Origin of the sequence: Lapillicoccus sp., assembly GCF_025353065.1 — a bacterium.
Classification (GTDB): Bacteria; Actinomycetota; Actinomycetes; order Actinomycetales; family Dermatophilaceae; genus Lapillicoccus.
On record NZ_JANXRJ010000102.1, the window covers coordinates 1 to 12336 of the forward strand.

Genomic DNA, 12336 nt, shown 5'->3' on the forward strand with positions numbered 1-12336 from the left:
TCAGAAGAGTAGCCGACACCTCCGGCCCGACCAAAACGCGTCGCCCGGTAGCCTGCACCCACGCCGGCCGAGCAACGCGTCAGGTGCCCCCGTCATGAGCCCGGGGGGTCAGCCCCGCGTGGCGGCGTCAGCGCACGTCGGATCCGGAGGGAGAGCTGTGCCGATGAAGTCCGCCCCGGACCCGATCGTGCCGGACGTGCTCGTGCGCCTCGACGCCGCGGCGGCCCGGCGGTGGGCGGTGCTCACCCGCGCGGCGTTCGCGGCCCGTCGCGCCGAGATCGACGCCCTCAACGTCTTCCCCGTGCCCGACGGCGACACCGGCACCAACCTCTACCTCACCTTTGACGCGGCACTCGACTCCGCCCGGGTGGGCCACGAGCAGGGGCCCGACCCCGAGAGCGACCTCGACCTCGCGCGCACCTCCGAGGCTTTCGCCCGAGCGCTGCTGCTCACCGCCAGGGGCAACTCCGGGGTCATCCTCAGCCAGATCTTCCGCGGGTTCGCCGACGAGATCAGCGCCACCGGCGTACAGGCCATCGACGGGGTCGGCCTCGCCTCGGCCCTCGGCCGCGCCGACGACCTCGCCTGGGCGAGCGTGGGCAAGCCGGTCGAGGGCACCATCCTCAGCGTGTCGCGGGCGGCCGCCGAGGCGGGCGCCCGGCTCGCGGCCGACCCCACCTCCACCCTGTATGCCGTGACCTCCGCGGTCCTCGACGCCGCCCGGGTGGCGCTCGCGGCCACCCCGAGCCAGCTCGAGGCGCTGGCGCGGGCGGGCGTCGTGGACGCCGGGGGGGCGGGCTACGTCCTGCTCCTCGAGTCCCTCGAGCGGGTGGTCACCCGCGACGCCTCCACCGAGGCGCTGCTCGGCGAGGACCCGCTGCGGCGTCGCCGGGGCTGGGCGCAGCCGGCCGGTTCGGCCGGGATCCCCCGTCGTCCCGGGAGGTCTCGCGCCCCGGAGGGCCCGGAGGCCTCGAACGGCTCGGGTGCCTGGGGCGCCTCGGGTGCTTCGGCCGCCTCGGAAGCCTCCGGTGCGCTGGGCATCCCCGCTGCGCCGGCCGGGCCCGGCGCGGATCTCGACCCGGAGGGCCCGGCCTACGAGGTGATGTACCTCCTCGACGGCGCCGCAGCCCACGAGGTGGTGGTCCTCCGCACGACCCTCGACGCCCTCGGGGACTCGGTCCTCGTGGTCGGCGACGCCGACCTGTGGAACGTCCACGTCCACGTCGACGACGTCGGGGCCGCGATCGAGGCCGGCATCGCCGCCGGGCGACCGCACCGCATCCGGGTCACCCACTTCGCCCAGACCCAGACCCAGACCCAGACCCAGACCCAGGCCGAGACCCAGACCCGGGCCCGGACCCCGGCCCATCCGCAGGGCTGGGGCGGGCACGGTCGTCCCGACCCGGACGCGGTGGCCGTCGTGGCCTGCGCCGCAGGGGAGGGGCTGGCCGGCGTGTTCCGGGGCGCGGGGGCACAGGTCGTCCTGAGCGGCCCGCGGCGCCGCGCCTCGGCCGGGCAGCTGCTCGACGCGGCCCGGGCGACTCGCGCCGGGTCGGTGCTGCTGCTCCCCAACGACGCCGACACGATCCTCGCCGCGAACGCGGCGGCCAGCGTCGCCCACGAGGAGGGCATCACCGTGCGTGTCGTCCCGGCCCGCACGGCTGTCCAGGGCATCGCCGCGCTCGCGGTGTTCGACCCACGAGCAGGCCTGTCCGACAACGCGTTGGCGATGGGTAACGCCGCCGCCGCGACGCGCAACGGCGCCGTGACCGTGGCCACGCGCGACGCGCTCACCTCGGCGGGCTGGTGCCGGGCGGGCGACGTGCTCGGCGTCGTCGACGGTGACGTGGCAGTCGTCGGCCACGACCTGCATACGGTGGCCGGAGAGGTCGTCGACCGGCTCCTCGGCAGCGGCGGCGAGCTGCTCACCGTCGTGACCGGTGAGGACGCCACGGCCAACCTCGGCGAGGACGTCGTCGCGGCCGCGCGCACCCGGCGGCGCGACCTCGAGGTGGTCCTGCTCTACGGCGGGCAGCCCGTCTACCCCCTCATGCTCGGGGTCGAGTAGCCGTGGCGATCACCGAGGACTCCCCGATCACCCTCGTCACCGACAAGGTGGCCGCCGCCCTGCTGGAGAAGAACAAGGGCATCCACACCATCGGCGACCTGCTGGAGCTCGTGCCGCGCGGCTACCTCGACCCGGGACAGGTCACCGACCTCTCCCACCTCGTCGAGGGTGAGATGACGGTCGTCGTCGCGCGCATCGCGCGGGCCACCACGCGGCCGATGAAGAACAAGCCGCGGCAGAAGATGCTGACCGCGGTGATCACCGACGGCGCCCGCGAGCTCGACCTGACCTTCTTCAAGGCGTGGGGCCACGAGGGCAAGCTCGTCCCCGGCCACCTCGGGGTGTTCGCCGGCACCGTCACCCGGTTCAACCACCGCTGGCAGCTGACCCACCCGGAATACGAGGTGATGGGCGACGAGCTCGACGAGGAGGCCGTGGTCCGCAAGTTCGCGGACCGCCAGATCCCGATCTACTCCGCCACGGGCAAGGTGACCTCGTTCAAGATGCGCAAGGTCATCGACGCCGTCCTCGACCAGGTCAAGGAGGTGCGCGAGCCGCTGCCCCCCGAGGTCCGCGAGCGCCGGGGCCTGGTGGGTCGTTCGGAGGCGATCGAGCTCATCCACCGGCCGCACCTGCGCGACGACCCCGGCGTCGGCTTCCGGCGGCTGCGCTACGACGAGGCCTTCGTCCTGCAGACCATCCTGGCGCAGCGGCGCGCGGCGGTGGAGTCGCTCGAGGCGACGAGCCGGGTCGCCCGCCCGGGTGGCCTGCTCGCGGCCTTCGACGCCCGGCTGCCCTTCGAGCTGACCGCGGGCCAGCGCGAGATCGGTGAGCTGCTCGAGAGCGAGCTGGCGGCGCACCGCCCGATGCACCGGCTGCTGCAGGGCGAGGTCGGCTCGGGCAAGACGGTGATCGCCCTGCGGGCGATGCTCGCCGTGGTCGACGCCGGAGGCCAGGCCGCGCTGCTCGCGCCCACGGAGGTCCTCGCCGGGCAGCACCACCGCTCGATCACCGCGCTGCTCGGCGACCTCGCCGAGGGCGGCATGCTCGGCGGCAGCGACATCGGCACCCACGTGGCGCTCCTCACCGGCGGGCAGTCGGCGGCGACCCGCCGGCAGGCCCTCAACGAGGCGGTCACGGGCGACGCGGGCATCGTCATCGGCACGCACGCGCTGATCCAGAAGCACGTGGCCTTCCTCGACCTCGCGCTGGTCGTCGTCGACGAGCAGCACCGTTTCGGGGTTGAGCAGCGCGACGCCCTGCGCGAGAAGAGCGCCACCCCGCCGCACCTCCTCGTGATGACCGCCACGCCGATCCCACGCACCGTCGCGATGACCGTCTTCGGCGACATGGAGACCTCGACGCTGCGCGAGCTGCCCCGGGGCCGAGCGCCGATCGAGACCCACATCGTCGACAGCTTCAAGCCGGCGTGGGTCGAGCGCACCTGGTCGCGCATCGCCGAGGAGGTCACCAAGGGTCACCAGGCCTACGTCGTCTGCCCGAAGATCGGGGACAGCGAGGACGCGACCGGCGGTGACGCGGCCGGCGGCGCCGCGAGCGGGGACGACAACGACATCGAGTGGTTCGACGAGGACGTCGGCGATCCCGGCGATCCGGGCGACGAGCCACCCGGGGACGCGACAACACAACCCGAGCGGCGACCCCCCAAGGAGCTCACCGGCGTCTATCCCCTCGCCGAGCTGCTGGCCACCGAACCCGTCCTCAAGGACCTGAGGATGGAGGTCCTCCATGGCCGGCTCGACTCCGACGAGAAGGACCGCGTGATGCGGGCCTTCGCCGCCGGCACCATCGACGTCCTGATCTCGACGACGGTCATCGAGGTGGGGGTCGACGTCGCGAACGCGTCGGTGATGGTGGTCATGGACGCCGACCGGTTCGGGATCTCGCAGCTGCACCAGCTGCGTGGCCGGGTCGGTCGTGGCGGCGTCCCCGGGCTCTGCCTGCTGATGACGGACGCCGAGCCGGACACCGCCGCACGCGAGCGGCTCGAGGCGGTCGAGTCGACGACCGACGGTTTCGTGCTGGCCCGGCGCGACCTGCAGCTGCGCCGTGAGGGCGACGTCCTCGGCGCCCGGCAGAGCGGTCGCTCGTCGTCGGTGCGCTTCCTGCGGATGGGCAACCGCGACGACGAGCAGCTGATCGCCGAGGCCCGCGAGGACGCGACCGGCGTGATCGCCGCGGACCCCACCCTGACCGACCACCCCCAGCTCGCCGCCCGGGTCGCCATGCGCCTCGACGAGGAGCAGGCGGCATACCTGGAGCGTGGGTAGGTGACGCGCATCATCAGCGGCCGCGCGGGCGGCCACCGGCTGCGGACCCCGGCCGGCGCGGGCACGCGCCCGACCTCCGACCGGGTTCGCGAGTCGCTCTTCTCGCGCCTCGACCACCTCGACGCGCTGGACGGGACACGCATCCTCGACCTGTATGCCGGGTCGGGCGCCCTCGGCCTCGAGGCCGGCAGCCGGGGGGCCACGGACGTCCACCTGGTCGAGTCCGACCGGACGGCGGCGGCCGTCGCCCGGGCCAACGCGGCGACGATCGGCGCCGTCCTGCCGGCCACGACCGTCCGGGTCCACGTCGTGCCCGTGGAGCGGTTCCTGCTCCCCGGGCCGAGGGCCGGGGAGTCGGCCGGGCTCGTCTTCCTCGACCCGCCCTACGACCTCGACGAGGACCGCCTCGCGGAGGTGCTGGCCCTGCTCGTCGCATGGCTCGACGCCGACGCCCTCGTGGTGGTCGAGCGCTCCAGCCGCGCCCCGGAACCGCGCTGGCCCGACGGCCTCGTGCTCCTCGACGAACGGCGGCACGGGGAGACGCGGCTGTGGTTCGCGGAGGTCCCGCCCCCTTGAGCAGCCAAAGAATCACCCCGGGGTGGCGTGTCGAGGTGATTCTTTGGCCGGCCAGCCGCCGCCCGACAGGCTGTTAGTTTGTCCGCGTGTCCCTCGTGCCAGCGGTTCCGCGCGTCTGCGTCTGTCCCGGGTCCTACGACCCGGTGACCAACGGGCACGTCGACGTCATCCGCCGCGCGACCGGACTCTTCGACGAGGTCGTCGTCGCCGTCCTCCACAACCCGGGCAAGCGGGGCACCTTCGCGCTCGAGGAGCGGGTCAGCCTGCTCCAGCAGGCCCTCGAGGGCGTCCCGGGCGCGCGCGTCGAGACGTATGCCGCCCGCCTGATCGTCGACGTGTGCGCCGAGGTCGGCGCCCAGGCCATCGTCAAGGGGCTGCGCGGGGGCACCGACTACGCCTACGAGATGCCGATGGCGCTGATGAACAAGTACCTCACGGGTGTCGAGACCGTCTTCCTCCCCGGCGACCCGCGGTTCGAGCACGTGTCGAGCTCGCTGGTCAAGGAGGTCGCGCGCTACGGAGGCGACGTGGAGGGCCTCGTCCCCGACGGTGTGCTCGCCGCCCTCCGGCGCGAGCTGGGGTCGCAGCAGCAGGAGCCCGAGCCGGGGTGATTTGGGCCCGGGGCCCCGGCTCCGGTAACCTACGTTGTCGGTCGACGTCCGTTGTGGTCGTTGATCGAGCCCTTCGATCACATGTTGGACGTCATGAATCGCCTCAACCCTCGCAACCCGTTGGTCATCGACGCTCGGGAGCTTCAGCGGAGGCCGGGGTCGATGCAGGAGGTCTCGCGCGTGGTGGGAGCTCCCGAGGATCTCGGCACCGATGTCATCGCCGTCCCGGCGGGTTCGCCCGTCGCGCTGGAGCTGCGTCTGGAGTCGGTGCTCGAGGGGATTCTCGTGAGCGGCTCGGTCTCCACCACGGCGATCGGAGCCTGCGTGCGGTGCCTGGAGACCGCCACCTATCCGGTGGACGCCACCCTTCAGGAGCTGTTCGCCTACCCCGAGCGTGCTGCGCACCACCACGAGGTGGATGCGGAGTCGGTCGAAGACGACGAGCGTGAGCTGGTGGACGACCTCATCGACCTCGAGCCCTCGCTGCGGGACACGGTGGTGCCTGCACTGCCGTTCCAGCCGGTCTGCCGGGTGGACTGTCCCGGGTTGTGCTCCGAGTGCGGAGCCCTGCTCGCGGACGACCCCGACCACCACCACGACACGTTCGACCCGAGATGGGCCTCGCTCAGCGGACTGCTGGACGAGACCGGTCCCGGTTCCACCGAAACAGAGAAGAGGAACTGACGTGGCCGTCCCGAAGCGGAAGACGTCGCGATCCAACACCCGGTCGCGCCGCGCCAACTGGAAGACGACCGCGGCCACGCTGACCGCGTGCCCGCAGTGCGGCGCCAACATGGTCCCGCACATCGCGTGCCCGTCGTGCGGCACCTACAAGGGTCGTCACTACGCCACGGCCGAGCGCAGCGAGCACCAGGGCTGAGGTCCTGCGTGACGAACGCTGCGGCACCGTTGCCGCGGCCCGTCGGCGCCCTGATCGACTACCTCCACGAGGTGGTCGCTGAGCGTGTCGACGAGCCGCTGCTCAACCGCGCCCTGACCCACCGCTCCTTCGCCTACGAGAACGGCGGGCTGCCCAACAACGAGCGCCTGGAGTTCCTCGGCGACTCGGTGCTCGGCGTGATCGTGACCGACACGCTCTACCGGCGTCATCCCGACCTCCCGGAGGGCCAGCTGGCCAAGCTGCGGGCCGCCGTGGTCAACATGCGTGCCCTGGCGGCCGTCGCCCGCACGATCGACCTCGGCGACTACATCTTCCTCGGCAGGGGTGAAGAGGCGACCGGCGGACGCGGCAAGTCCTCGATCCTCGCCGACACCATGGAGGCGCTGATCGGCACGGTCTACCTCTCCCTCGGTATGCCGGGTGCCGCCGCCTTCGTCCACCAGCTCTTCGACCCTCTGATGGTCGAGTCCGCGACGATGGGCGCCGGTCTCGACTGGAAGACGAGCCTGCAGGAGATCGCTGCCGCCATCTCGGCCGGCTCCCCGGAATACCGCGTCACCGAGTCCGGCCCCGACCACGCGAAGACCTTCATCGCCCGCGCCGTCGTCGGTGACGAGTCGCTCGGCGAGGGCACCGGGCGCAGCAAGAAGGAGGCGGAGCAGGGGGCCGCGGAGCACGCCTGGGCTGCCCTCAACGCCCGCCGTCTGGCGCTCGAGTCCCCCTCTGCCAAGGGCGGGTCCGCCGGCTCCGGTGTCGACTCGGGCGGAGCCGACCGCGGCGCCACCCCGGGCTGACCGGGTTCCTGCGCCCCGCCCCACGTCATGCCCGAGCTGCCCGAGGTCGAGGTCGTCCGTCGTGGTCTCGAGGACCATGTCGTCGGACGCCGCATCACCGGCGTCGAGTTCTTCGGCTCGCGGGTCGTCCGCCGGCACCTGCCGGGTGCGCCGGACCTCGCGGCGCGGCTCGTCGGCCGGCGCGTCGACGCCGCCCGTCGCCGGGGGAAGTACCTCTGGCTCGTGCTGTCCGGTGACGACGGGCCGGGCAGTGCCCTGCTCATGCACCTCGGGATGAGCGGGCAGCTGCTCGTCGAGGCACCGGACGCGCCCGACGAGAAGCACCTGCATGCGCGCTTCGGGTTCGACGACGACGGGCCGGAGCTGCGGTTCGTCGACCAGCGCACCTTCGGGGGGATGGCGTTCTCGGAGCTCACGCCGGGCGGCATACCGGAGACCGTGAGTCACATCGCGCCGGACCCCCTCGAGGAGGACTGGGACGAGGAGCTGGTCGTCGCCCGGATGAAGGCGCGGGACAGCGCGGTCAAGCGCGCGCTGCTCGACCAGTCGCTCGTGTCCGGCATCGGCAACATCTACGCGGACGAGGCGCTGTGGCGGGCGAGCGTCCACGGCGAGCGGCTGGCGTCGTCGCTGACCCGCCCCGCCCTGCGCCGGATCCTCGGCCATGCGCGAGCGGTCATGGTCGAGGCGCTGGGCGAGGGCGGCACGAGCTTCGACGCGCTCTACGTGAACGTCAACGGCGCGTCGGGCTACTTCGACCGGTCCCTCAACGCCTACGGCCAGGAGGGCCGCCCGTGTCGCCGGTGCGGGACGCCTATCCGTCGCGAGGCGTTCATGAACCGCTCGTCCTACTCGTGTCCGCGCTGCCAGCCGCGACCGCGGGTGCGTCGGGACTGAGGGCCCCTGTCGGCAGCGGCCCGGGGCGGTGCCCCGACCGCGGCGGCTAGAGTCAGTGTCCGTGACGACCTCGCTCCAGCCGCTGACCCTGCCCACCCCCGAGCATGCGCAGGAGTGGCTGGACGACCGTGCGCGCACCCACCTCGAGCGGGCCCGCGCACTCGTCGAGGAGCTCAAGACGCAGCGGCCCACCGACGCCGCCGCGGTGCTCGAGACGTGGAACGCCATCTCCGTCGCGATCGGCAACGTCGCGTCCGCCGCGTCGCTGATGAGCGAGGTCCACCCGCTCGAGGTGGTCCGGTCGCGGGCCGAGGCCGCGATGCAGGAGGTCCAGAAGCTCAGCACCGACCTCAGCCTGGACAAGGACCTCTACGACGTCCTCGCCGCGGTCGACGGATCAGGGCTCGACCCGCTCGCCTCGCGCCTGCTCGCCAAGGAGCTCCTCGACTTCCGCCGCGCCGGCGTGGACAAGGACGACGCGACGCGCACTCGCGTCAAGGAGCTGTCGGAGCGCTCCATCCTGCTCGGCCAGGAGTTCTCCAAGAACATCCGCGACGACGTCCGCACGGTCCGCGTCACCCCCGACAAACTCGCCGGTATGCCGCAGGACTGGGTCGACGCGCACCCCGTCGCCGCGGACGGCCTCGTCACGCTCACGACCGACTACCCCGACGTCGTCCCCTTCTCCACCTTCGGCACGGACGCGCCCACCCGGCGCGCGCTGCGCATCGCCTTCCTCAACCGGGCCTGGCCCGCCAACGACACCCTGCTCACCGAGCTCTTCCAGAACCGGCGCGAGCACGCCGCCCTGCTCGGCTACCCCGACTGGGCCGCCTACGACGCCGAGGTCAAGATGATCAAGCAGGGCTCGGCGATCCCTGTCTTCATCGACCGGATCGCCGCCGCCGCGCTCGAGTCGGGACAGATCGACCGCGAGGTGCTGCTCGGAAGGATGCGCGTGGACGTGCCCGACGCGCAGACGATCGATGCGGCCGACGTCAGCTTCTACTCCGAGATCGTGCGCCGGGAGAACTTCGACGTCGACGCGCAGCTCGTGCGCACCTACTTCGACTTCGCCAAGGTCCGCCAAGGCCTGCTCGACGTCACCGGCCGACTGTTCGGGCTGACCTACCGCCCCGCGACCGACGCGGTGCTCTGGGACCCGGACGTCGCGGCATACGACGTGTCGCACACCGGCGAGGAGGCCGCCGTCCTCGGCCGGATCTACCTCGACCTGCACCCGCGCGAGGGCAAGTACAAGCACGCCGCGCAGTTCGACCTCGCGACGGGCGTGCGGGGGGCCGGCGACCTCGACCAGCTCGCCGAGGGCGTGCTCGTCTGCAACTTCCCGCGGGGGCTGATGGAGCACGACGACGTCGTGACCCTCTTCCACGAGTTCGGTCACCTCGTCCACCACGTGCTCGCCGGCCAGGGCCGGTGGGTGCGCTTCTCCGGGGTCGCGACGGAGTGGGACTTCGTCGAGGCGCCGAGCCAGATGCTGGAGGAGTGGGCCTGGGACGCCGACGTGCTCCGCACCTTCGCGACCAACGCTGCGGGAGAACGGATCCCGGCTGCGCTGGTGGCCAAGATGCGCCGCGGCGACGACTTCGGCAAGGGCTACGGCGCACGGACGCAGATGTTCTACGCGGCGATGTCCTACTGGTTCCACGTCGACGTCCCCGCCGACCTCACCGCGCGCACCCGCGAGCTCCAGACGCAGTACTCCCTCTTCCCCAACATCGCCGGCACCCACATGCCGGCGAGCTTCGGTCACCTCGAGGGCTACGGCTCGGGCTACTACACCTACATGTGGTCGCTCGTCATCGCCAAGGACCTCTTCTCTGCTTTCAACAAGGGCGACCTGTTCGACGCCTCGGTCGCCGGCCGCTACCGCGACCTGGTGCTCGCGCGCGGCGGCGAGAAGGACGCCGCCGACCTCGTCGCCGACTTCCTCGGTCGCCCTTACACCTTCGACGCGTATGCCGCCTGGCTGGCGGAATAGCGCTGGTGGAGTAGGTCGTTGGTGCAGTAGCGCGTTGGTGGACTCGGTCGGTGTCAGTCGGCCGACCCGCTGAGCACCTGCTCGCGCAGGATGTCGGCGTGCCCGCCGTGCTGGGCGAGCTCACGCAGGACGTGGAGGTAGACCCACCGCAGCGGCAGCGGGCTGCGACGGTTGCCGAGGAGGAGGTCGTCGAGCCCCAGCGGGGCGGTCGCCGCACGAGAGGCGTCGCACGCGGCCAGGTGGGCGGCTCGGACGCTCGCGATGGTGTCCTCGTCTTTGAGCACGAACGACTCGTCCGGGCCGGCGGGGAGGCCGAGTTCGGTGCGGGAGCGGCAGGTCACCGCCTCGTCGAACCACACCCGCTCGAGGAAGATCGCGTGCTTGACGAGACCGAGCAGTGTGGTGCGAGAAGGCACGAGTGAGCGACGGGCCTGCTCCTCCGTCAGTCCGTCGAGGCTGTCGTGAAGACCCGCACGGTGCTCGTCGAGGAAGGTCTCGAGCTGCATCCGGAGCAGCTGGCCGGTCACGTCCTCGGTGGAGGTCACGGGTGGGATGGGCATCCGGCGAGACTAGTGGGCGGGGCCGATGTCGCCGGCTCGTCGCGGTTCGACGCTGCTTCGACGCTGCTTCGACGCCGTCAGGAGCCGGACGAGGCGCCCGTGAGGAAGAGGGGGTTGGTCATCGCGACCATCGCCCCCGGCATACCGGCGACGGCGGGTCTGCGCACCTCGATCCGGACGAAGGTGCTGTAGCGGCGGTAGGCCGTCCAGGTGAGGGTCCCTGCGCCGGAGGCGTCCACGGCGCCGGCGAAGACGGGGCCGGTCTGGTCGAGGACCTGGATCGTCGCGTCGGGGGCGCCGGTCACGTCGACGCGGATCACGACCGGCGTGCCCGTCGCGACCTTGAGGGTGTTGCCGATCCCCGCGGTCCGGCCGGCAGCGGTCGCGGCGAACGTGAGTCCCACCTGCGCGGACTCGGCGATCCACGAGCGGCCGGCCTTGAGGCCGCGCATCAGGGCGCCGCGCTCGAGGCTGTCGGCGAGGACGACCGTCTGGGGGAGGCCGACGACCTGGTCGGGGTTGTGCGCGTCGGAGTCGCCGATGGCGGGGATGAAGGTGCCGCTGCGCAGCATCGACTGCCACGCCGTGACGGTCGCCTCGTCGTCGAGGGTCCACGGCCCGTTCCAGACCTCGACGAGGTCGACGGCGTCGTAGGTGTATTCGTAGGCGCAGCCGAAGCAGTTGGCGAACGGGTGTGCGGCGGTGACGAGCCCGCCGTGCTGGTGGGCCTCCTCGACGAAGCGGGCGAAGGCGTCAGGCTCGGAGGAGCGGTAGCGCCAGTCGAGCCAGGTGCCGGCGGGGAGCCCGATCGCGGGCCAGTGCCCGGAGCGGGTGGTCACCTCCTCGCCGTTGAGGATGAGCAGGTCGTCGGTCGCGTGGTCGCCCCACTGCAGCTGTGAGCTCTGGGTGTTGTGGTCGGTGGAGGTGATGAAGTCGAGGCCGGCCGCGCGGGCCGCGGCGACCAGCTCGTCCGGGGTGCGCCTCCCGTCGGAGTAGACGGTATGCAGGTGGCTGTCGCCGCGGTACCACGACCGGCCGCGCTGGCGGGCCGGCGCCGACAGCGGCGCGGGGTGGGGCTGGAACGCCGCTCCGGCCGGGCCGTAGGTGAGGGTGACCGAGACCGAGTACGTCAGGCCCTGGGGCGCGACCGTGTAGGGGCCGAGGATGACGTGCCACCGGCCGGGCTTGATCGGCCCGGGGATGTAGCCCGGGGTCGCGTCGGATGCCGAGATGGTGAAGCTCGTCCGGAACCCGCCGGACCAGCCGCGGAACGCCTTCGTGTTGCCGGCGTCGATCCCCTCGGGACCGAACATGCCGATGTCACAGGCGTTTCCGCGCACGCCCGCCGGCACCGTCGGCCGGTCGTAGGTGTAAGACACGTCGATCCGGTTGACCCCACGGGGCACGTCGACCGGGAGGTAGAAGTAGTCGGGGTTGCCGGGAGGGAAGACGCCGGCCGCCTTCTGGGTCTTCGTCGTGCCGGCCGGCGACCCGGCAGCGAACGCGACCCCCGGCACGACGTTGAGCCCCGCGGCGACGGCCAGTGCCCCTCCGGCTCGCAGGACCATGCGGCGGTCGATCTCGGCGGACAACAGGACTCCTCGGTCGGGGTGAAAAGTAACGGTGACAACCCGCT

The 12336-nt window shown here is 72.3% G+C and carries 11 protein-coding genes; 9 read left to right on the forward strand and 2 right to left on the reverse strand.

The features are described 5' to 3' along the window. Nucleotides 1–163 precede the first annotated feature (163 nt). The 9 genes from Q0R63_RS08125 (at nt 164) to Q0R63_RS08165 (ending at nt 10140) form a co-directional block, all read left to right on the forward strand. Nucleotides 164–2068 (forward strand): DAK2 domain-containing protein, encoded by a 1905-nt coding sequence (locus tag Q0R63_RS08125; protein WP_295696148.1) that lies wholly within the window; start codon nt 164–166, stop codon nt 2066–2068. A 2-nt stretch (nt 2069–2070) separates the two neighbouring features. After that, nucleotides 2071–4359: an ATP-dependent DNA helicase RecG gene (locus Q0R63_RS08130; protein ID WP_295696150.1), complete on the forward strand. Its 2289-nt coding sequence runs from the start codon at nt 2071–2073 to the stop codon at nt 4357–4359. Continuing rightward, complete coding sequence (rsmD, locus tag Q0R63_RS08135; protein WP_295696152.1) at nt 4360–4935, forward strand: 16S rRNA (guanine(966)-N(2))-methyltransferase RsmD; 576 nt, start codon at nt 4360–4362, stop codon at nt 4933–4935. Between the two features lie 95 nt (nt 4936–5030). Continuing rightward, entirely contained in the window at nt 5031–5546 is a 516-nt protein-coding gene (coaD, locus tag Q0R63_RS08140; RefSeq protein ID WP_295696169.1) for a pantetheine-phosphate adenylyltransferase, read from the forward strand. A gap of 93 nt (nt 5547–5639) precedes the next feature. Then, nucleotides 5640–6230 carry a DUF177 domain-containing protein gene (locus Q0R63_RS08145; RefSeq protein ID WP_295696155.1) on the forward strand — a complete coding sequence of 197 codons (591 nt, stop codon included), beginning with the start codon at nt 5640–5642 and terminating at the stop codon, nt 6228–6230. Between the two features lies 1 nt (nt 6231). After that, nucleotides 6232–6426 (forward strand): 50S ribosomal protein L32, encoded by a 195-nt coding sequence (gene rpmF, locus Q0R63_RS08150; protein ID WP_295696157.1) that lies wholly within the window; start codon nt 6232–6234, stop codon nt 6424–6426. 29 nt (nt 6427–6455) lie between these two features. Further along, complete coding sequence (gene rnc / locus Q0R63_RS08155) at nt 6456–7241, forward strand: ribonuclease III (protein WP_366521090.1); 786 nt, start codon at nt 6456–6458, stop codon at nt 7239–7241. A 27-nt stretch (nt 7242–7268) separates the two neighbouring features. After that, a complete protein-coding gene (mutM, locus tag Q0R63_RS08160; protein ID WP_295696161.1) occupies nt 7269–8138 on the forward strand; it encodes a bifunctional DNA-formamidopyrimidine glycosylase/DNA-(apurinic or apyrimidinic site) lyase in 870 nt (289 codons plus the stop codon). 61 nt (nt 8139–8199) lie between these two features. After that, nucleotides 8200–10140, forward strand: coding sequence for a M3 family metallopeptidase (locus tag Q0R63_RS08165; protein ID WP_295696163.1), 1941 nt, complete (start codon nt 8200–8202; stop codon nt 10138–10140). Nucleotides 10141–10193: 53 nt separating this feature from the next. Here the strand turns inward: Q0R63_RS08165 and Q0R63_RS08170 are convergent, their stop codons facing one another. Together Q0R63_RS08170 and Q0R63_RS08175 are read right to left on the reverse strand one after the other, a co-directional pair. Beyond that, nucleotides 10194–10700, reverse strand: a complete 507-nt coding sequence (locus Q0R63_RS08170; RefSeq protein ID WP_295696165.1) for a DinB family protein — start codon at nt 10698–10700, stop codon at nt 10194–10196. Nucleotides 10701–10777: 77 nt separating this feature from the next. Next, the coding region (locus Q0R63_RS08175; protein WP_295696167.1) for a CehA/McbA family metallohydrolase at nt 10778–12336 on the reverse strand (1559 nt) is incomplete at its 5' end.

What these genes read in the sequence shown, in the direction of transcription:
- Q0R63_RS08125 (WP_295696148.1), top strand. Translation starts at nt 164, where the DNA reads ATGAAGTCCGCCCCGGACCCGATCGTGCCGGACGTGCTCGTGCGCCTC.
- Q0R63_RS08145 (WP_295696155.1), top strand. Translation starts at nt 5,640, where the DNA reads ATGAATCGCCTCAACCCTCGCAACCCGTTGGTCATCGACGCTCGGGAG.
- mutM (WP_295696161.1), top strand. Translation starts at nt 7,269, where the DNA reads ATGCCCGAGCTGCCCGAGGTCGAGGTCGTCCGTCGTGGTCTCGAGGAC.
- Q0R63_RS08170 (WP_295696165.1), bottom strand. Translation starts at nt 10,700, where the DNA reads ATGCCCATCCCACCCGTGACCTCCACCGAGGACGTGACCGGCCAGCTG.